The organism is Paenibacillus agri (genome assembly GCF_013359945.1).
GTDB lineage: Bacteria > Bacillota > Bacilli > Paenibacillales > Paenibacillaceae > Paenibacillus_AQ > Paenibacillus_AQ agri.
In genome coordinates, this window is the sequence record NZ_JABWCS010000221.1 from 92323 (window position 1) to 111735 (window position 19413).

22 protein-coding genes and 1 tRNA gene are annotated in these 19413 nt (G+C 43.1%); 15 read left to right on the top strand and 8 right to left on the bottom strand.

The window, feature by feature from the left end; translation table 11 throughout:
* Positions 1–2 precede the first annotated feature (2 nt).
* The 8 genes from HPT30_RS27085 (at position 3) to HPT30_RS27120 (ending at position 6081) form a co-directional block, all read left to right on the top strand.
* Entirely contained in the window at positions 3–1013 is a 1011-nt protein-coding gene (locus HPT30_RS27085; RefSeq protein ID WP_175374391.1) for a FecCD family ABC transporter permease, read from the top strand.
* Positions 1010–2017 carry a FecCD family ABC transporter permease gene (locus tag HPT30_RS27090; RefSeq protein ID WP_175374392.1) on the top strand — a complete coding sequence of 336 codons (1008 nt, stop codon included), beginning with the start codon at positions 1010–1012 and terminating at the stop codon, positions 2015–2017. Before HPT30_RS27085 ends, HPT30_RS27090 begins: the two co-directional genes overlap by 4 nt.
* Positions 2018–2148: 131 nt before the next feature.
* Positions 2149–2574 (top strand): MarR family winged helix-turn-helix transcriptional regulator, encoded by a 426-nt coding sequence (locus HPT30_RS27095; protein ID WP_175374393.1) that lies wholly within the window; start codon positions 2149–2151, stop codon positions 2572–2574.
* 291 nt (positions 2575–2865) lie between these two features.
* Entirely contained in the window at positions 2866–3099 is a 234-nt protein-coding gene (locus tag HPT30_RS27100; RefSeq protein ID WP_175374394.1) for a hypothetical protein, read from the top strand.
* A 195-nt stretch (positions 3100–3294) separates the two neighbouring features.
* Positions 3295–4641, top strand: a complete 1347-nt coding sequence (locus tag HPT30_RS27105) for an MATE family efflux transporter (protein ID WP_175374395.1) — start codon at positions 3295–3297, stop codon at positions 4639–4641.
* Between the two features lie 52 nt (positions 4642–4693).
* Positions 4694–4777, top strand: a tRNA-Leu gene (locus HPT30_RS27110).
* 228 nt (positions 4778–5005) lie between these two features.
* Positions 5006–5359: a winged helix-turn-helix transcriptional regulator gene (locus HPT30_RS27115; protein ID WP_312876380.1), complete on the top strand. Its 354-nt coding sequence runs from the start codon at positions 5006–5008 to the stop codon at positions 5357–5359.
* 194 nt (positions 5360–5553) lie between these two features.
* The gene (locus HPT30_RS27120) at positions 5554–6081 is read left to right on the top strand and encodes an NAD(P)H-dependent oxidoreductase (RefSeq protein WP_175374396.1); all 528 of its coding nucleotides are present in this window, start codon (positions 5554–5556) and stop codon (positions 6079–6081) included.
* 51 nt (positions 6082–6132) lie between these two features.
* Here the strand turns inward: HPT30_RS27120 and HPT30_RS27125 are convergent, their stop codons facing one another.
* The 5 genes from HPT30_RS27125 to HPT30_RS27145 form a co-directional block, all read right to left on the bottom strand.
* The gene (locus HPT30_RS27125; protein WP_175374397.1) at positions 6133–6717 is read right to left on the bottom strand and encodes a DedA family protein; all 585 of its coding nucleotides are present in this window, start codon (positions 6715–6717) and stop codon (positions 6133–6135) included.
* Positions 6714–7337 (bottom strand): class I SAM-dependent methyltransferase, encoded by a 624-nt coding sequence (locus tag HPT30_RS27130; RefSeq protein WP_175374398.1) that lies wholly within the window; start codon positions 7335–7337, stop codon positions 6714–6716. The genes HPT30_RS27125 and HPT30_RS27130 overlap by 4 nt, the downstream gene beginning before the upstream one ends.
* Positions 7338–7499: 162 nt before the next feature.
* Positions 7500–8807: a sensor histidine kinase gene (locus HPT30_RS27135; protein ID WP_175374399.1), complete on the bottom strand. Its 1308-nt coding sequence runs from the start codon at positions 8805–8807 to the stop codon at positions 7500–7502.
* Positions 8782–9483, bottom strand: a complete 702-nt coding sequence (locus tag HPT30_RS27140; RefSeq protein ID WP_175374400.1) for a response regulator transcription factor — start codon at positions 9481–9483, stop codon at positions 8782–8784. Before HPT30_RS27140 ends, HPT30_RS27135 begins: the two co-directional genes overlap by 26 nt.
* Entirely contained in the window at positions 9483–10427 is a 945-nt protein-coding gene (locus HPT30_RS27145; protein WP_175374401.1) for a phosphatidylinositol-specific phospholipase C/glycerophosphodiester phosphodiesterase family protein, read from the bottom strand. Before HPT30_RS27145 ends, HPT30_RS27140 begins: the two co-directional genes overlap by 1 nt.
* A gap of 710 nt (positions 10428–11137) precedes the next feature.
* Here HPT30_RS27145 and HPT30_RS27150 point away from each other — a divergent pair.
* A complete protein-coding gene (locus tag HPT30_RS27150) occupies positions 11138–11803 on the top strand; it encodes a Type 1 glutamine amidotransferase-like domain-containing protein (protein WP_175374402.1) in 666 nt (221 codons plus the stop codon).
* Between the two features lie 181 nt (positions 11804–11984).
* On the top strand, positions 11985–13085 hold the full coding sequence (locus HPT30_RS27155; RefSeq protein ID WP_175374403.1) for a WG repeat-containing protein: 1101 nt from the start codon (positions 11985–11987) through the stop codon (positions 13083–13085).
* Positions 13086–13342: 257 nt separating this feature from the next.
* Here HPT30_RS27155 and HPT30_RS27160 read toward each other — a convergent pair whose 3' ends face one another.
* Entirely contained in the window at positions 13343–13765 is a 423-nt protein-coding gene (locus HPT30_RS27160; protein WP_175374404.1) for an MBL fold metallo-hydrolase, read from the bottom strand.
* Positions 13766–13915: a hypothetical protein gene (locus HPT30_RS27165; protein ID WP_175374405.1), complete on the bottom strand. Its 150-nt coding sequence runs from the start codon at positions 13913–13915 to the stop codon at positions 13766–13768.
* A gap of 107 nt (positions 13916–14022) precedes the next feature.
* Here HPT30_RS27165 and HPT30_RS27170 point away from each other — a divergent pair, with 107 nt between their 5' ends.
* Positions 14023–14595: a TetR/AcrR family transcriptional regulator gene (locus HPT30_RS27170; protein ID WP_175374406.1), complete on the top strand. Its 573-nt coding sequence runs from the start codon at positions 14023–14025 to the stop codon at positions 14593–14595.
* Between the two features lie 90 nt (positions 14596–14685).
* On the opposite strand, the gene HPT30_RS27175 is transcribed toward HPT30_RS27170, so the two are convergent.
* Positions 14686–15714: an NAD-dependent epimerase/dehydratase family protein gene (locus HPT30_RS27175; RefSeq protein WP_175374407.1), complete on the bottom strand. Its 1029-nt coding sequence runs from the start codon at positions 15712–15714 to the stop codon at positions 14686–14688.
* A 492-nt stretch (positions 15715–16206) separates the two neighbouring features.
* Between HPT30_RS27175 and HPT30_RS27180 the strand changes: the two genes are divergently transcribed.
* The 4 genes from HPT30_RS27180 (at position 16207) to HPT30_RS27195 (ending at position 19392) form a co-directional block, all read left to right on the top strand.
* Positions 16207–16671 carry a DinB family protein gene (locus HPT30_RS27180; RefSeq protein ID WP_175374408.1) on the top strand — a complete coding sequence of 155 codons (465 nt, stop codon included), beginning with the start codon at positions 16207–16209 and terminating at the stop codon, positions 16669–16671.
* A 207-nt stretch (positions 16672–16878) separates the two neighbouring features.
* Positions 16879–17301 (top strand): NUDIX domain-containing protein, encoded by a 423-nt coding sequence (locus HPT30_RS27185; protein ID WP_175374409.1) that lies wholly within the window; start codon positions 16879–16881, stop codon positions 17299–17301.
* 87 nt (positions 17302–17388) lie between these two features.
* Positions 17389–17958, top strand: a complete 570-nt coding sequence (locus HPT30_RS27190; RefSeq protein ID WP_175374803.1) for a helix-turn-helix domain-containing protein — start codon at positions 17389–17391, stop codon at positions 17956–17958.
* Between the two features lie 192 nt (positions 17959–18150).
* Positions 18151–19392, top strand: coding sequence for a CynX/NimT family MFS transporter (locus tag HPT30_RS27195; RefSeq protein ID WP_175374410.1), 1242 nt, complete (start codon positions 18151–18153; stop codon positions 19390–19392).
* Positions 19393–19413 lie beyond the last annotated feature (21 nt).

Genomic DNA, 19413 nt, shown 5'->3' on the forward strand with positions numbered 1-19413 from the left:
CAATGAGAGATAAAAAACGTTCAGTCCCATTTTTCTATAAACTGCTTGGCAGTGTGCTGGTGCTCGTCGTCTCTTTTGCTATTTCGATGGTATTGGGAGCTAAGGAAATAACGCTGTATGATCTATGGCTGGCGCTAACTTCTCCGGGTGCGTCTAGTGAGAATGTTCTCATCCTGCGTGAAATTCGTATGCCGCGTGAGCTGGCTGCGATGCTAGTCGGTGCCGCATTTGCGGTATCCGGCTCCATTATGCAAGGCGTAACCCGTAATCCGCTCGCGGATCCTGGCCTGCTGGGTTTGACCTCCGGAGCAAATATGGCGCTGGCTGTGGCCTTTGCATTTCTTCCGGGAGTGGGCTACTTCGGCATTATGCTGGCCTGTTTCATCGGTTCTGCATTAGGTGCGGGCCTGGTCCTCGGACTTGGCTCCATGCGACAAGGGAAACTGTCTCCCATCCGCATCGTGCTGGCGGGAGCAGCCATTTCCGCCTTTCTGTATGCCATTGCAGATGGCATCAGTATTGTTTTCAAAATATCCAAGGACGTCTCGATGTGGACCGCCGGGGGATTGATCGGCACAACATGGGCACAGCTACAAGTGATCACACCAGTTATTGTGATAGCAATTGTGGTGGCGATTATGTATTCCAATCATTTAACCATTCTTAGCCTGAGCGATGAGATTGCAATGGGACTGGGGCAAAAGCTTGTGCGTGTCAAATTTATCCTGTTTACTCTGGTCGTTCTGTTGACGGGGGCAGCGGTAGCGCTTGTCGGAAACATTGCCTTCCTGGGGCTGATGATTCCACACATTGTCCGCATGATCGTTGGCACCGATTACCGGTACATCCTGCCGTTCTCCGTGTTCGCAGGCGCCAGCTTTATGCTGTTGGCCGATACGCTCGGCCGAACCATAAATGCGCCCTATGAGACACCGATGGCAGCTATCGTAGCGATGGTGGGCTTACCCTTCTTCTTGTTTGTCGTACGTAAAGGAGGCAAGGCACTCTCATGACATTGTCCGCTCTTGTTCGTAAACAACGTCTTATTGTGTTGATCAGTCTGGGGCTTATTGTCCTGACCGCTATAATCAGTATGGGCGTAGGCTATTCGTCATTGTCTTTTAACAGACTGATCCCTGTTTTATCGGGGCATGGCACGTTCAAAGAGGATTTTGTCCTGTTCTCTGTCAGACTGCCGAGAATTCTGATCACGCTGCTGTCGGGGATGGCCTTGGCGTTATCCGGGTCAATTCTGCAAAGTATTACCCGCAACGATCTGGCTGATCCGGGCATCATTGGGATTAATTCCGGGGCAGGCGTAGCCATTGCGGTCTTCTTCCTGTATTTCCCGGTCAAAGTGGGATCATACGTATATATGCTGCCGCTCGTGGCGTTTCTCGGGGCATTAATTACAGCCATACTCATTTATATTTTCTCCTACAGCCGTTCCCGAGGTCTTGATCCGACCCGTCTGATATTGGTTGGGGTAGGCTTCTCTCTGGCTTTGTCAGGGATTATGATCGTAATCATTTCTTCGGCGGAACGCTCTAAGGTGGATTTCATTGCGAAGTGGATCGCGGGGAACATATGGGGTACGGATTGGCCGTTTATATGGGCATTGCTTCCGTGGTTAATTCTGCTTATTCCGTTTACACTGTTCAAATCCAGGCAGCTGAATCTACTCAATTTGAGTGAGGCTTCGGCGATTGGCGTTGGTGTTCATCTGGATCGGGAGCGTCTGCTTCTTATCGTGGTTGCTGTTGCTGCGGCGGCATCTGCAGTATCGGTCACCGGAGGGATTGCTTTCATCGGTCTGCTGGCTCCGCATATTGCGAAAGCGCTGGTCGGACCACGTAATCAATTATTTATTCCTGTTGCGGTGCTGCTCGGCGGGTGGTTGCTGCTGCTGGCCGATACGGTCGGACGCAATCTGGTCGACCCCGACGGTCTCCCGGCAGGCGTCATGGTGTCACTAATTGGAGTACCTTATTTCGCTTATTTGCTGCTAAAAAAATAGGATTGATACATGCCCGTCTCAGCTGAAGCTGAGGCGATTTTTTATAGTTTGTAGCAATTGACAGGAAAATAAATTAAAAATATAATGGTCATAGCAACTATAATCATGTCTACTATATTGGAGGCAGCATTGTGCAATTAGAAAAGTATATTGGCGTTGTTGTGCAGCGAGCCGCCCTGAAACTGAACAGCTATTATCAGAAAGTTGTTAATCCCTTCGATATCACAGTAGAGCAATGGGAGATTCTGGTTGTTCTATGGGAGACGGAAGGCATCACCCAGAAGGAGCTTGCCGAAAGGTTGCAGAAGGATCAGACGAATGTTGCGCGCATGCTATTCAAGCTGGAGAAGAAGGGATTTGTTCATCGGGTAACCCATGAGCTGGATCGCCGGGCACTGCGAGTCTATCTAACGGATAAGGGCCGGGAGGTAGAGGATGAGATTATGGAGCCTTCACTGGAGGCTTACCTTAAAACGGTCGAGGGGCTGACGGAAGAAGAGGTCGAGACGTTCAGAAGAGTGCTGGCTGTTATGCATAACAATGTAAAGGACTTATAACGGATACCGTCCCTTAGCGGACGGCAAAGCCGTTTCTACTTGTAAGTTCCTTTTTTAGCACATATACTTGCCATGGCAATTTGTTCTGGTATTGTGATTGCGGCGACAGCATGGAATATGCCCGTTCTAATTGTGGGAAGATCAGAACCAAAATACTTGCAGCATTCTCCAGTCCCTATATCCTGCCTGCATTAATCGGTCCCTATGGGCGGCATATGGCTCGCGATATTCTCTCAGATTCTTTCTGGTTTTGGTATTGGTTTGGCGCATCCAACGACTGGAGCTATGGCCTTGCAGCAGGTTGAAGCTGGAAAAGAGGGTGAGATATCCGCTAATATCCAATTTACCGATGCGTTCAGCCCAGGGTTAAGCATTGGAATAGGGGGAGCATTGATTGCGGTGAGTGAAACTTTTCAATGGGGAATTCTGAATGGGGTTATAGTCGCTTTAGCAGTCCAGCTATTATTTGTAATTCTGAGCCTTGCATTTTCTTTTCGTGAGCTCTATGTAAGAGGTAGACTATAACTGGAAGAGACAGACTTTTATAATTTGAAAATAGGTGGAGCAGGAGGATCGTCAGATTCTCAGGCTTCACCTTTTTGCGATTTGCCCAAAATCATTTATAGATAGATCATTGACAATTCGAATTCTAATAATTATATTATGGATATAGATAGAATTCTAACAGTTGAAGATCTTACGAAGAAAGAAGCGAACGAAATGGAGAAAAATCAATATTATCTCGAAGCTGCACCTGTGCGTAAAGCGATCACCCATTTGTCCATTCCCATGATGATCGGGATGTCTGTTGGTACGATTTACAATGTGATTAATGCTTATTTTATCGGCCTGCTCCACAATACAAGCATGCTGTCAGCCATCACCCTGGGCCTGCCGATTTTCACCGTGCTGATGGCCATTGGAAATGTATTTGGCGTAGGTGGAGGAACCTTTGTCACACGTTTGGCGGGGGAGAGGGAGACGGAAAAAGGGAAGCGAATTGCTGGCTATACTTTCTATAGCAGTATTATTGCAGGCCTCCTGATTGCTCTCCTTGCTTTTCTGCTGGTGAATCCCATCGTCCAATTACTTGGTGCGGATGCTGCCACATTGGCCTATACTAAAACCTATGTCTTGACTCTGTTTGCCGGAGGATTCGTCGTTGTTCTTAATTTTGCATTGGAGCAGCTAGTGCGGTCGGAAGGGGCCTCCAAGGAGTCGATGTATGGCATATTTATTAGTTCGGCGCTGAGTCTGATTTTTGACCCGTTATTTATTCTGGTGTTGAAATGGCATGTAGCTGGAGCGGCGCTGGCAATGGTTCTGGCCAATGCAGGGTCCGTGATCTATTATATCTATTACTTGGAAAAGAAGAGCGAATATCTGCGAGGGTTCCTGAAGTCATTTAAAATTTCCATTAAGGATCAGTTGGAAATCTACAAGATCGGGGTATCGGAGCTATTGCAAGCTGGTTTTCTCATTGTGAGCACACTTTTGCTGAATAACTATTCCATATTGTATGGAGACAGCGTTGTTGCCGGTTTCGGTCTGGCGCTACGGATTGCTCAGGTGCCGGAATTTCTCGCCATGGGATTGTTTTTAGGTCTGATTCCATTCTTCGCTTATAATTATTCCAGTAAAAATATTAGCAGATTCAAAGCAGGATTTAACTATGCAGCACTTTATATTGGCGGGATCGCGATACTATTCGTGGGTCTGGTGTATATGTTCAGAGAGCCTGTTATCCAGTTCTTCTCCAACGATCCAGAGGTGCTGAAAATAGGGACCTATATCGTAGTAGCGATGCTCATATCCGCATTGTTTAATGGTTTTACAGGATTGTTCACTAGTGTATTTCAAGCCACAGGTCAAGGACTGCCAACGATGATTATGTCCATCACACAAGGTGTTTTGTATATACCGGTCATCGTCCTGCTACATTCCATGTTCGGACTGCACGGCGTTATCTGGTCCATGACAGTTACCGAAGTGATCACCTGTGTGATGGGACTGCTGTTATTTATTCCGTTTAATAAAAAAATAAAAAAATCCTTGCATTCAATCTGAAAAAGGCGTATAGTCTTATGTACAGGCGGTAATGATCGTCGGTGCATAATTTGCGGTCGTGGCGGAATTGGCAGACGCGCACGGTTCAGGTCCGTGTGGTAGCAATACTGTGGAGGTTCGAGTCCTCTCGACCGCATTATAGTTTGAATGAAATGAGCTTGTAAACTGACCATTAGGGGAGTTTACAAGCTTTTTTATTTGGTAAAAGTATTCAGGCTATTATTTGTGTTTGTTCTTTTTTGTTGGATTATTTTACAATAATTACATGCGTTATTTCTTTACTTCTTTTATACTTGATTGTAGAATTAAACAACATGTAAAGTATACGCATTTACTTCATATATACAAAAAGGAGAGCGTACTTGTGAACACTGAAAATTGCGTTACGACTGACCTGGATCTAAAAGATACCGGTTTTGGATACACCTTATCACTGATAGGTGGCAAATATAAAATGATTATTATTTATTGGTTGGCTGAACATAAAGTTATGCGCCATAATGAGCTGAAAAGACGTATTGGAACCATTTCATTCAAAACATTGGGGATTACGCTAAAAGAGCTTGAGGCCGAAGGTATCATTATCCGTGAGGAGTACCCGCAAATACCTCCGAAGGTGGAGTATTCTTTGTCGGAACGCGGGCGCTCGCTTATTCCTGTCCTTGATATAATATGTGAATGGGGAGAGAGTAACCGTCCAGCTCTTTTGGCTAAGTAAGCTAACAATAGATTGTATTCATTAAATATGGCGATCCGCGAGCGGATCGCCTTTTTATATACCTTTTTTGTCTATAACACTCTCTAAAAGGTTCACTACTTACCTAAAAGTGCATACTTACTTTAATAATTCCCATGATATATACTCGTTCTCGAGCCGAAAATAATATTCAGAAGAAAAGAGTGGTGGGTTTTATGAAAACATTAGTAGTTATAGCGCATCCAAGTATAGAAAGTTCAATTATCAATAAAAAATGGTTGGAAGAGTTGAGAAAGCATCCTGAAGAGATTACTATACATGAGATTTACAAAGAATATCCGGATGAGAAAATTGATATTCAGAGGGAACAAGAGCTGATCGAAGCTCATGATAATTTGATTTTGCAATTCCCGGTTTATTGGTTTAATTGCCCGCCTTTTCTAAAGAAATGGCTGGATGAAGTACTTGCAGATGGATGGGCTTATGGCAAAGGTGGAGATAAGCTTAAGGATAAGAAAATAAGTTTGGCGGTCTCTGCCGGTATTAAATCGGAAGATTATTCGTCTACAGGCAGATACAATTACACCTTAAGTGAAGTATTACGTCCTTTTGAAGTTACTATTCTCTATACACATGCTGACTATCGACCGTTTTACGCATTTTATGGAGCGGAACATAGTCCATTAGATCAAGAAGTTGAGTTAAGCGCTCAAGAGTATATTCATTTTATTAATTCTTTGTAAGTAAAATAGGAAGTTCATAAGTTTGCTCTTGCAGCAGCTTATGAACTTTTTCTATATGCGATCACGGATGATGTGATACAGGACTAGAGCAACAAATAGCGCTGAGAGTACCCAGATTCCGTCACGGTAAAGCAAATGACCGATTTCTTCGACATGGCTACCTACACTCCGCCCCAGTATGAAAAAAATCGTCGTCCATACAAGTCCGGTTGTGTAAGAGAGTAAGGCGTAGCGACGGAACGACATTTTATTGAGTCCCATAAGATAGGGCAGGACATGCCGGATGACCGGGAAAAAGTAACCGATGCAGAGTGAGAAGCTGCCGTATTTCTGTATCAATTTTTCCGAGAATACAAGGTATTTATCCATCTTCTTTTTACGGCGAAGTTTATCCAGTACAGTGGCCCCCAGCAGGCGGCCAAGCACATAACCAAGTGATAACCCCGAGATGACTCCCAAATAGGTAACAATGAAGGCAGGAACCATATGAAGTACGCCGTTTGAGGTAACGCTGCCTCCAGTCATGACAATAACTTCGTCGGGGATGGGGAGACCGATAATCCCGAACCAAAGGGCAAGGAATAAAGCGGCATAGCCAAACTGCCCAATAAGCGATATAAGCGTGTCATAGCTCATTTACAGGCAGCTCCTTCTGCTAAAGGATGTGAGTCTGAATGAAGAAGAGGCGGTTTCTTCCGACAGACGTAGACGAAGGCAGGGGGCATATTAAGAGGCACGAAATGTACATGCTCTATCTCAAACTGCTGGTGTAGCTGTTTTCTCATTTGCTGGGAGTATTGAAAAGCAATGAACAGTCCACCGGGCTTCAGAGCCGTACTAATCTGCTCCATTAGAATATCGCGTAGCTGTTGCGGGAAATTAAAAAAGGGCAGGCCACTTAATATGCAATCCAATTTCTCGTCTTCAAGCCCTTGTTGGCGTAGGGCAGTGTCCAGACGGCTGGCATCGGGATAGCTGGGAAATCCCGGGTATCTCTCAGTCAGTTTCTGCCGCAATTCTACATCTTTCTCAAATAGAAGAACTTGCGTGTGTTTTGACTTAGCAGACGCTATGTATTGCGTAATCGCGCCGCTGCCAGCCCCAAGCTCGGCAATTGCCGTTGCTTGTTGCCAGGGGACGTACTCTATCATTTTTTTGGCCAGAGAAGCTGAGCTTGGTGTAATACTGCCGATCTGCATGGGCATCCGAAGGAATTTATAAAAAAATAGTAAGGCGTCATGGAGGTTTCTGTGCATAGTGTTATCCTTCTTTCTCGTTGGTGCCTCCATCATAAGCAATAAAAATAAAGATCAAATAAGGGGAAATCTAAAGTTTCTTTGAAGATTTTTTTGATATTAAGGAACGCAAAAAAGCCCCTTCAACTTCTGATGGAAGTGAAGGGGCCTAGTGCTTTGATATTATAATCTCGTTTTGGGAAGCTCAAGAAGAACGTTGAACTGATCCCCATGAATTTCGATATTGATGTCACCGCCGTGCAGGTCAACAATGCTTCTCACAATAGCCAGACCAAGCCCGGAGCCTTCGGTTTGGCGTGACTCATCCGCTCTTTTGAAGCGTTCAAATAACTCGTCAGGGGGAAAATCGATTTCATAAGAAGACGTGTTTTGGATTTTAAGCAGAACCCGATGATCAGATTCATCAAGGTAAATGTAAATTCTTGTGCCAGGAAGGGAGTATTTTTTGGCGTTACCAATCAGGTTTTCAAATACCCGCCAGATTTTATTTCCGTCCAATTCGGCATAGATATGGGGTTTGGCTATTTTCTCTCTAACTTCAAGCGATGTTCCTAGGTTGCTGCTGAATTCAGCAATTGCCTGTGTTAATAATGTGGCTACATCGATTGTTTGAATATCCAGTTCAACCGTGCCGCTGGTCATTTTAGACACTTCAAACAGGTCTTCAATTAATAGCTTGAGCCGAAGAGCTTTGCGGTCCAGAATATCAACGTAGGAATTGGCTCGATCCGACTCAAGTTGTTCTTTTTTTAACAAATCAATGTAGTTGATAATAGAAGTTAATGGGGTTTTCAAGTCATGAGAGACATTTGTAATCAGCTCCGTTTTTAAACGCTCGCTTTTTATTTGATCCTCCAATGCATTTTGATATCCGACCTTCATGTTGTTAATGTATCCTGCCAGTCTGGGAAATACGCCTTCTCCTTGAACCGGAATTGTGGCTTGAATGTTACCCTGGGCAATTTCTTTCGTGCCGTTAACAATCTGCATCAACTGAGTGAGCTTGTGCAAACTATACGGAATGACAATCAGAATATACAAAACGATATAGGGTATCCACACAAACAATTCATATCGTGGGGGATAGGTAATAAGCCGCCAAACTGAAATACCTGCGATAGCTGTTAACAGGAATAAAACAAACATTTTCAGTGTAATTCGGCTATCTACGGAAATGCCTTTCCAGACTTGAACATACTTCCTAAGAAGGTCTAAGTAAATGGACACTATGCTGGCCTGTTTCGGAGCATTTTTAGTAAAAAATAAATAGCCTTTGCCTGCTATAGTCAGGACAAAAATAGCAGCTAAAACATAGTTTAACAGGATGAATAGAAGAGGACTCCAGTAGAACAACCCGATGAGTGAATCAATTAGTTGAACCACTATCCATAAAATTGCCGTACCTACTATGACACGGAAATCAAGAGATATGCTTCGAATCCAATTATTTTTTCTCGATTTTGTACCCAATTCCCCACACCACCTTTAAATATTTCGGATCCTTGGGATTAATCTCAATTTTCTCGCGAATGTTCCTTACGTGTACAGCGACTGTATTATCAGATGCATAAATAGGCTCATTCCATACGCTCTCGTAAATTTCTTCAATGGAAAAGACCCTTCCTTTGTTCTCCATCAGCAGCTCCAGAATTTTATATTCCTTAGGGGTGAGCCGGATGTCTTCGCCGTCTACTTCAACGGTTTTTGAAGTTTTGTTCAGGGCAAGGCCACGTACCTGTATAATCTCCTCGCCCGCACTCATTTGAAAAGATCCCAAATTGGTAAACCTTCTGAGCTGAGACCGGACCCTTGCGACCAGCTCCATCGGATCGAATGGTTTTGTAATGTAATCATCGGCGCCTACATTAAGCCCTATGATTTTGTCGTTCGCTTCTGATTTGGCGGAGAGTAGAATAATTGGTATATTTTTATTTTCACGAATTTTGAATGTTGCTTTAATTCCATCCATTTGTGGCATCATGACATCCATGATAATGAGATGAATGGTTTCTTTTTCTAATATTTCAAGGGCTTCTAACCCATTGGACGCTGTAAAAACATCCACACTATCGCTTTTCAAATAAATGACCAGCGCTTCTCTGATTTCCAATTCATCATCTACAATAAGAATATTATTGATTGCCATTATGCTGCCACCTTCATTATTATACTGCTTATCGTTCCCAGTACTTCCTGGATGTATTTCCCGAAAACCAGCTTAACAGGCTTGGAAAATGTATCCTCCAGTATGTTCGGAGGAGTTTCTAAATCTGTGTAATACCCGTGTACGCCTAGTTGAGACATTAATTTCATAGCGCCCGGACTATTAACGGTATGGACGTAGCTTTGTACATTTAGTTGGTTTAATGCATAGACCAGATTAGGATTTATGAGCACACGGTAGGTGGGCATGGCCACCACTGATATTTGTTTTTCCTTTACAAAATCTACAATACTTGCGGCCGAAGCTCCGGATTGATACAGGGAATAGATTTTATTGGGAAAAGGATAGATGTTCATGACGGTATCGTACATTTCCGGACTATAGATTTCAGGAATAATTCGATTCAGGAGAGAAGCATCAATCTTCCTGGCTTGTTCCACTAAAACAGAAAATTGCTGCTGAATCTTCTGTTTGTTCATTTCCTTCGTATCTGTAACCAGATAGAAATCAGGATAGTTCTCCATTAAATGAAGGATATCTTTAAATAAAAGCGGCCGGAATTTGCCGTCTATAAGAGAACTCTCAAATTGCGAACTAGTTAATGAATGACCAGTCTGACCAGACAGATCTGGCTGTAGCCTTTTGGTCCAGTCATGTCTGGCGGCAAGCTCACCGTCAGTTGTTAGCAAAAGATCTGTTTCGAACAGGCGGTACCCATTATTGTAGTTCGTTATAAATGCATCATAGGAGTTTGTATAACTTGATCCTTGTATGCCGCCCAAGGCATGAGCAATTAATCTGTTATTTTCCCAACCATTTATATTTTTTGCAGGAACCTGTCCGTTCTGCCCAGACCAAACGATTCCCCATCCTAACCAAATTAAACAAAACGCTATCAATATTACACTCATTATTTTCTTATCCACCTGTAATTCTCCTTTTCATATGCCGATGTAAGTCATCTTACAGGGCTGATATAAAGGACAGGTGGAGAAAAAACGAATGAAATTATGAAGATTATTATAGCATGGATGGGGGAGGGGTTAGACAAGGGGCTTATTCACTATCTGGAAGCGCAAGGAATAGAGGCCTTGATTAGCTTAATGTCGAAAAGAATGTATAACCGCATAAAACAAAAGGAGAGGTACTTTGAAAAATATTAGGGAAGCAACAAAAGAGGAAATGATAGAGATTTATGAGATGGGCTATGATGTTTGGGGAGATAATCTCCCTCATCGTATATGAACTAAATCTGTCTGAAGAAAATGATATTGACTCCATATCACTTGAGATCCCCGATTACTTGTAAAGCACATTCTTATTGAAGTGAAGAGACACGAAAAAGGGAGGTTATGAACGTGCATAAGAAGAAGTATTTTATTCTAGTGCTACCAACGATAATAATTGGGCTATTTTTATTTTACTTTCTTCCAGCAAACCAGAGACCCTATATTTTATTAGTTCCTAGTGCATTTTGGTTGATATATTATATTTGGATATATATTGAAAGAAAACAAAAGAAATAATATTGAACTAACTGGTAGTATCACTGGCTTTTTACTTTTCAAGATGGCTTGAACTAGCTTATCTGTTAAGAATGGATGAATGTAAATAATACATATGGAGGTAATTAAGTTTGAAAACTCACTACTATCTCAGTTGGTTTAATGATTTTTTTCCAGAGAAGCTGGTCCAATGTTTGCATGAGGATATAAAAGACAGAAAATCGCTTGTTATGATTAGCGCTGATCCGTCTGGTTATACAGCTGAGCAAATTAACTTTGATGATGTTTCTGAATGGACATGGTTGAATCAGGCTAACATTATTTTTAATGAATATCATTTCATTGATTACCGCATGCAGAAGGAAGATGCCCAGCGATTAATTCAAAATGCTTCTGTCATTTTTTTATGCGGTGGAGATCCTGTTTTGCAGAACGATTTTTTGGCGGATTATGAATTATCGGATGTTATTAAGAACAGCAATGCCGTTATAATGGGTGCCAGCGCCGGTGCGATAAATATGGCTGCAAAATGGTTAAGCTTGAACAACATTTATGAAGTTGAAAAAAGTACTCTTTATGATGGTATTGGCTTTGATCATTTTGCCTATGAATCTCATTCTAAACGCGACTACGCCACGTTTGTTCAAGGCTACCTGTTCCCCTTGTCTGAAGAGATTGATGTTTATGCGGCAGAACAGGAGAGCGCTATACGTGTAAAGGACGGCAAAATAGAAATAATGGGTCCTGTATATTTAGTTTCCACCTCAAAGATTCAGAAATTGGTTGAGACGCTCTAATTAGGGTGAGTGGCTGTGACCTAACAGAATTAATTCCTTTTGATGTATAACTAGCTGCTCATTTTATTGAACTAACGGGACAATGTTTTGTGATTTATTCCCAATCACGCACAACAAAATCGGAACAAGCGTCGTCTATACTAAAGAATGGAAAATAGTCTCTGAGGAGCGTGGACAACAGGTGCTTAAAAAGATGGCTCTTACCCTTCTATTTACGACGATGGTATTCAGTACAAACGTGGCGGAGCAATCGCAGGCTGCCAGTGAGACCGCTATGCAGGCGCAGACAGGCGATCAACTGTATCCGATTGAAGTTAATGGAAAATACGGTTTCATCAACGGCAAAGGCAAGGAGGTCATTGAGGCGGTATACGACGGATACGGGTATTCAGGAGTATCCGGAGGGACGGTGTATGTCGAGGACCATGCGGCTAAAAAGCAATATTATTTCAGTTCAGCAGGCAGCGAGCTGTTCGAATACAAGCTGAGAGATGCCGGCATTCTTTATAATGACCGTGCGCTGTATGCGACGCAGGTTCAGAACGCTGACGGAACTAAGGCGACACGGTACGGATATATAGACAGCCATGGCAAGGTGAGCATACAGCCCATCTACGCCCGGGCGTTTAATTTCTCCGAAGGTCTGGCTCGGGTCAATGTGGGCAAAGCATCGGGGTACATCAACACGAAGGGCGAGTTGGTCATTCCGTACCGGTATAGCTCGACGTCCGATTTCTCCGAAGGTCTGGCGAGCGTAGTGCTTGCATTCGGCGGCAAATACGGCTATATCGACACCACCGGCAAGCTCCGCGTTACGCCCCGGTATGATTACGCCACACCGTTTTCAAACGGGGCGGCAGTAGTTTACGTGAACGGAAAATACGGGTACATCGACAAAAACGGCAATTACCTGCTAAAACCGCAGTTCAGCATGGCGCAGCCGTTCTCGGAAGGACTGGCTTTTGTCGAGCGTAATGGAGTCACCTTCTACATCAACAAGAAGGGCACCAAAGTCATCCAGGGCTTTACAGCCGGAGGTTTGTTCAAGGGCGGCCTGGCTCCGGCCAGCCAGGGGCAGAGGTACGGCTATATCAATACATCCGGCCGCTTTGTGATCAAGTCGCAATTCTATTGGGCCGACGCTTTTAACGGCGAATTGGCGGTGATCAGCTTGCTCGATCCGAATTCGCGTGAGGAAATCAGAGGGTACATGAACCGCAGCGGAGCGATCGTCTGGCCGCCGGCTTCCGAACTTCCGTACGGAGTGACAAAACTACAGTAAGGCAGAACAACCGGACTTCATGGATTGTATCGTATAGCTAATGAAATTATCGAAACAAATGGATGATAGCATCAATAGGATGTACAGGTGGGTATTCGGGAAAGAGAAGGGGATATTCACCATATTCTCTGGATAGAAGTAAAAAAAATTAAGAGAGACAGTTAAAAAGAGGGTACAGGCATGTTACGTCTGTACCCTCTTTTTTCGTTCAAGCAACGCTATCTCAGTTTAGCAAAATAAGGCTTAACCGAGCTCTATTACAGAGTGGGTTGCCATTTTTCCGGAATATGCACAAAGTGATCTTCCTGTTTACGGATATGACCGAAGCCAGGGAAATCAAGGTGCATACCGGAAACAAGGAGTTTTTCCGTAGCGGCGAATTCCAAAATGCGTTTTCTTGTTTCAACGCCCAGCTCAGGCAAAACATCCATGATAATTTTTTCTTCGGGTCTTAGCAACTGGATAGCTGCATTATGCAGAATGTCCCCCCAGATGAGCAGCTTCTCCCCACTCGATTCTATGAGATAAGCGGTATGACCAGGCGTATGGCCTGGTGCTTCAAACAATAGCCTGAATACCGAAAACAGGTTCTTTGTCAGCGTTAGTAAAAGTGCGGATCTGCCCTTGGTAAGGTGCAAACGCATCTTGTGCCATTTTAAAATTAGCGGATTCGATTTCATCTAATCTTTTCCTTTATCCTCTACTAACTCGTAGTAAGGCCACAATGGAAGCGTGGAATTGCCATCGGAAACGACGGTAACGGCGACCTCACCGATCTTTTTATGATAAACGGCAGGCACTTGAGTAAGTGGTTGATTATTGTGGGTCATGTTGTTTCCCTCCATTTCACTATTATAAAACGATCACTTGTTGTTAACACGACAGTTGTTTATAATTGATAATTGCAGAAGTAACATTTAGGGAGGAGAAGGGTTAGATGCCAAGCACACAAATTAATCATTCTGATCCTCGTGTGATTAGAACACGCCAGCTCATCGTAGAAGCATTTGACCATTTACTGCACAAACGTGACTTTCATTCCATAACAGTTAGTGATATTTCGAAACAGGCAACGATCAATAGAGCTACTTTTTATGCACATTTCACTGATAAATACGCGCTCATTGATCGGTTTTTATCAAGTACCTTTATGGATTTTGTATATAGAAGAGTCGATCCCAATGCTGAGTTCTCAGAAGAGACAATGAAAAATTTAGTTATCTCTTTATGCGAGTATCACGAGGCTTCGAATAAACGTTGTATGAAGAATTATGATACCGTTGCTTCTCTAGTAGAGAAAAATGTGAAGAATCAATTAGAAGATTTTATTTTACAGTTGATGGTCAAAGATTGTACGGATACGGATCAAGAAACATTGGAAATAGCGGCGAACATGCTGACCTGGTCCATATATGGGACTACGTATCGTTGGAATCTTAAGCGAAAGCCCGTGTTGCCAGAGGATTTTGCTGTGAAAATATTACCTATTTTGAAGGGCTATATCGAATGAGAACTGTGAGTACTTTTCCAGGTGATGATGAACAAAAAAAGTGTATCCTTCCGTAATGGAGAGGCTACACTTTTTATTTGCGTTTATATGTTATCCTTTGTTTTTATCTTGCAACATCTTTTCCATAGCTTGTATGACCGTAGTATTCGGCTCTGTATACTCATACGCATACGCTTCAGGATGGTTCGTCTTGTACACTACCCGGTTTAACATACGAGGCACCATATCTTGATAGTATGACGTTGCATGACACGGGCCCAATACATCCGCCGCATCAGCTCCAGGAATGATCCGGGCAACATGACCTAAGACGGCTTCAATCTGCTCATCTGTAAAATTCTTTTTGATCAAATCCAAGAGGGTAGAGTATGTTGATTTAAATGCAGAGGCGAAATGACGCTTCCCATCCGCAGCGGCCGATTTCATCAACGCAATATTCATTGCTGCTGCGTCGCGCACATCAACCCCATACAGCTGAGAATCGGCCATAGCTCTATCGCCGTGAAGCATGGCATAAATCATATCATTGTGCCAAGGTACAAAGCTTGGTCCCATAACATGCGTGGGGTGGATCGTAGTCAGGCTTATGTTTGTTGTATTTTCAGGGGAGTGGATAAACGACCAGGCTGCTTTTTCTTCCATCGTTTTTGAGACCATGTGGAGGTCGAACAAGCCTTCTCTGTCTTCATTTGTCCAGTCATCTTCTGTAAATATCGTTTTGTCTGCATTTTCGTTGGCGTAAGCAATCGTTGACTCTGCGCTGGTGTGCACGATCTTTTTGACAGTGCCTGTATCAACAGCCATTTGTAAGAGCATGCGGATGCCTTTTTCCTTCGTTCGGCCTCTATCTTTAAACGTTCTGTCGTTTGGATTATAGGCACTCCCCTGATTAAAAACCCACTTGGCCCCATTTAATACTTCATGCCAATTTTCTGTTTCACCCAGGTTGGCTTTGTAAAAGTTCACGTTTGGCAACATCGATTGAAGCTGCCGAGCTTTTGCTTCATTTCGGTACGTTCCGACAATCTGCGTATAACCCATATCTGTTAACTTCTTGGCAACCCATGCGCCGATGTAACCTGTTACCCCAATAATGACAATCTTATCGTTTAGTTCCATTCTTTCGCATCCCCTCTCAACAAAATTGAATGCCGTTAATATTTCCTGAACATTGTGACTGTATTTCTCCAATGTAATGTTAAGGCTTAAAGTCGACTTTAAGTCAAATTATATTTTTTTATATATAGAAGATGAGCTTTAGATATAAACGTAAGACTCGGCGTCATTCCGGTGAAGTTTGGACTTTCGGTCGCTGTTGTCCCCGGATTTCTTATATATAACCGCCTATAGCGGTTGAAATCCGGTGGCAAAGGCGAACGCATCCGCTCCTACAGTTCCAATCTTCCCCTTCATTCCTTCTCTTCTTTTGTTTTTTCTTTTGTTCATCTTATATAGTCAACAAAATATTGAGCAGCAGATAATAAACCAGAACTTAACCTTAATTTCTGGTTTGCAGAAAATAACATTGACTTAAAGTCCACTTCAAGGGTTATGATGGTGCACTGGCAAGAGCCAATAAAGGGTGTAAGCGAAATATTCAGGAGGTTCAAGATGAGCACGAAAAACGAGATTATTTTAGGGTATGGAGAATGGATCCATTTTGCAGAAAATCTTAATAAGTATGAAGAACAGTCATGGTTAACGCCCCTGGGTCCGGATAAGTGGACTGTGAAGGAGGTCGTCGGCCATATTGTACTGTGGGACAAGTATATTCATGACGAGGTTACTCGCGCCATTTTGCATAATAGTCCATTAGGATTATCCGATGGTGAGGAGATCCAGGAATTCAATCGAAAAGCCGGGGAATGGGCTTTAAGCAAAACAAAGGATGAAATTCTTGTTGATTTAATCTCCTCAAGAGAAGCTGTATTGGAAGATCTTCGGGCAATCCCAGAAGAAGCTTTCACCACTGTATACAATGATGTAGATGGAAATCCTTTTGTGCTAAAAGATTTTATTGTTGAAATGACTCGTCATGATCATCATCACATGGGACAAGTAGAAAGAGTTTTGTAAAACCGAGGGGCAAAATATTTTAGATCTCAGAATGAATGTAGCGGTACAAACATTCTCATGGTCAGTGGCAAGGTCTTTAAATTACTACTAAGTAATTTGAAGACCTTGTTTTTATACATTAAGATGTACATAGTAATACTGTACTGATATAGATTAAGTATCTCAATACGCTATAATAAGTTTAATGTAAGGACAGGAGAGAGAAACATGGAAGCAGAAAAATGGCCAAGAGTCGGTGTAGGAGCCGTTATAAGAGATGAGAACAATCGCCTCTTACTAGTTTTACGTAAAAAACCGCCTGAAGCCGGGCATTGGAGTTTACCCGGTGGCAAAGTCGATTATATGGAGACAATAGAAAACGCGGTAATACGTGAAATCCATGAAGAGTTAGGGATCGAAATCGAAATTGAACGATTACTGTGCGTGACGAATCACATAATTCCATCGGAAGATGTTCACTATGTAGCTCCAACATTTTTGGCTAATATCGTCTCTGGGGATATACACAATCAAGAACCCCACGCGTTAGAGAAAGTTCAGTGGTTTCCTATGCAGGATCTTCCAAATAAGATTACAATGACCACAGATTATGCGCTAAAACAGTTGAACAGCGGCATTAATTTGGAATAGAATAAGAATCGGCATTGCTAATCCCCATAGTCTATCCTTAAGCGGGTCCCGAGAGAGAGAGGCATGACTAGAAAGAGAGGTTGAACAATACATATGGAAGCAGATGATCCCAAGCAAATAGTTCTACAGGTTGGCGGTAGCCTCAAAAAACTTCGTAAAGAGAAGCGCTTGAGTCTGGAGGAGCTATCCGAAATATCCGGGGTGAGTAAGCTGACCCTTGGAAATATAGAACGGGGTGATACCAATCCAACCCTTGGACTGCTATGGAAAATATCCAAAAGCCTCTCGATTCCGCTCATGTCTTTGTTCTCAACAGAGAATAAATCGCAAATATCCCGAGCTGGAAAAGGCTTAAGGATTACAGGTGAACAGAAAACCTGGATTATGGAGCCCATTTTTCAGAACACGAGTAATGAAATTGAGATGTGCCGGGCCTATCTGCAGCCGCATAGCTCCTACTTTCCGGAACCGCATCACCAATACTCAACAGAAATTGTCACCGTTATGTCCGGGAGCATTACCATTCACGTAAATGAAGAAGCGCATCACCTAAATCAATATGATTCCATCAGCTTTAATGCAGAAGGTAAGCACTCCTATGTTAATCACTCGGATGATGAAGCAGTTCTTCATATTATTTTAAAATACAAGCTGTAGTCTTCAGGGGCTGTGACTTTCTAATAAGAACCACAATGACCTTCTATCTATTTGAAGATAGAGGGTTTTTGGTATGCTGAATTTTATTTAAAATATATTATAGTTTACTTTAATTTATTATAAGTATATTATAATGTATGTGGTTCTTTAGATTACAGAATCTAGCCAACAATACATTAGGAGGGTTACAGCATGGCTTTATCGAATGAGCTTCATGAAAGACTGAATAGAGAATCAAGTCTAACTGCCCGGCGCGCAGCGGGGTTGACCTTGATTATAGGAATTATTTTTATCGCAGCGAATCTGCGGACTCCACTGAGTTCGGTAGGTCCCCTCGTAGGACTTATACGCAGCAGTACACAGATTTCCAATACAATGGCAGGGATGATTACGACATTACCTTTGCTTGCGTTTGCTTTATTTTCAACATGGGTTCCCCGGTTAGGTCGTAAATTTGGCGTGGAACGGCTGATTATGGCCGCTGTGATTTGCCTTACATTTGGTATTGTATTAAGGTCTGTTCCTGGGGTGATCACTTTATATGCGGGAACTATTGTGCTTGGCCTGGCTATTGCTGTGTGCAATGTAATGCTGCCCAGTCTGATCAAACATGAATTTCCATCGCGGCTAGGGATGATGACAGGTGTATATTCCATTTCGATGAATTTGATGAGTGCCATCGCTTCCGGAATCAGTATCCCGCTTGCCGTTAATGCAGGACTTGGGTGGAGGGGCGCACTTGGGATTTGGGGCGTTCTGAGCTTTATCTCGATTGTCATGTGGTTGCCACAATGGAAACGGAAGGGAAAAGAAAACGGGGCAAGTACGAATCAAAATAATACGGTGGCTGGTGAACAGACCAGCTTGTGGCGTTCTGGATTGGCCTGGCAAGTGACCTTGTATATGGGTTTGCAATCTATGGTGTTCTATGTGGTGATCGCCTGGCTGCCAGAGATTCTGCTGCAGCAGGGCATTGGCTCGGGCCAATCCGGCTGGTTGTTATCGATTCTGCAATTGGCGATGCTTCCCTTTACTTTTATTGTACCAGTTATGGCAGGACGAATGTCTAATCAGCGTCCGCTTATTATAATGGCGTTTATTTTTATAATGTCTGGCATTCTCGGTCTGCTCTATGGAAGCGTGCATTTAATTGCGTTATGGGTCATCTTGGTGGGAATTGGTGCTAGCTTCGCTTTTGGGTTGGCGATGATGTTTTTTGGACTGCGTAGTAAGGATGCCCATCAGGCGGCAGAATTGTCTGGTATGGCTCAATCCGTCGGTTATTTGCTGGCAGCAGCCGGTCCGATTCTCTTCGGTTACTTGCATGATGTGACACATAGCTGGACTACGCCGCTTCTGATTCTGGTTGCAGCAACCGTGCTACTTCTGATTTTTGGTCTGGGTGCAGCAAGAGACCGGAAAATTAGTTCCTAGAATCCCCTTGACGAATAGACA

Excerpts from the sequence above, each read along its gene's own strand:
- HPT30_RS27105 (WP_175374395.1), top strand. The coding sequence starts at position 3,295 with ATGGAGAAAAATCAATATTATCTCGAAGCTGCACCTGTGCGTAAAGCG.
- HPT30_RS27090 (WP_175374392.1), top strand. The coding sequence starts at position 1,010 with ATGACATTGTCCGCTCTTGTTCGTAAACAACGTCTTATTGTGTTGATC.
- HPT30_RS27120 (WP_175374396.1), top strand. The coding sequence starts at position 5,554 with ATGAAAACATTAGTAGTTATAGCGCATCCAAGTATAGAAAGTTCAATT.
- HPT30_RS27085 (WP_175374391.1), top strand. The coding sequence starts at position 3 with ATGAGAGATAAAAAACGTTCAGTCCCATTTTTCTATAAACTGCTTGGC.
- HPT30_RS27185 (WP_175374409.1), top strand. The coding sequence starts at position 16,879 with ATGGAAGCAGAAAAATGGCCAAGAGTCGGTGTAGGAGCCGTTATAAGA.
- HPT30_RS27160 (WP_175374404.1), bottom strand. The coding sequence starts at position 13,765 with ATGAAATCGAATCCGCTAATTTTAAAATGGCACAAGATGCGTTTGCAC.
- HPT30_RS27140 (WP_175374400.1), bottom strand. The coding sequence starts at position 9,483 with ATGGCAATCAATAATATTCTTATTGTAGATGATGAATTGGAAATCAGA.
- HPT30_RS27125 (WP_175374397.1), bottom strand. The coding sequence starts at position 6,717 with ATGAGCTATGACACGCTTATATCGCTTATTGGGCAGTTTGGCTATGCC.
- HPT30_RS27165 (WP_175374405.1), bottom strand. The coding sequence starts at position 13,915 with ATGACCCACAATAATCAACCACTTACTCAAGTGCCTGCCGTTTATCAT.
- HPT30_RS27180 (WP_175374408.1), top strand. The coding sequence starts at position 16,207 with ATGAGCACGAAAAACGAGATTATTTTAGGGTATGGAGAATGGATCCAT.
- HPT30_RS27195 (WP_175374410.1), top strand. The coding sequence starts at position 18,151 with ATGGCTTTATCGAATGAGCTTCATGAAAGACTGAATAGAGAATCAAGT.
- HPT30_RS27170 (WP_175374406.1), top strand. The coding sequence starts at position 14,023 with ATGCCAAGCACACAAATTAATCATTCTGATCCTCGTGTGATTAGAACA.
- HPT30_RS27175 (WP_175374407.1), bottom strand. The coding sequence starts at position 15,714 with ATGGAACTAAACGATAAGATTGTCATTATTGGGGTAACAGGTTACATC.
- HPT30_RS27130 (WP_175374398.1), bottom strand. The coding sequence starts at position 7,337 with ATGCACAGAAACCTCCATGACGCCTTACTATTTTTTTATAAATTCCTT.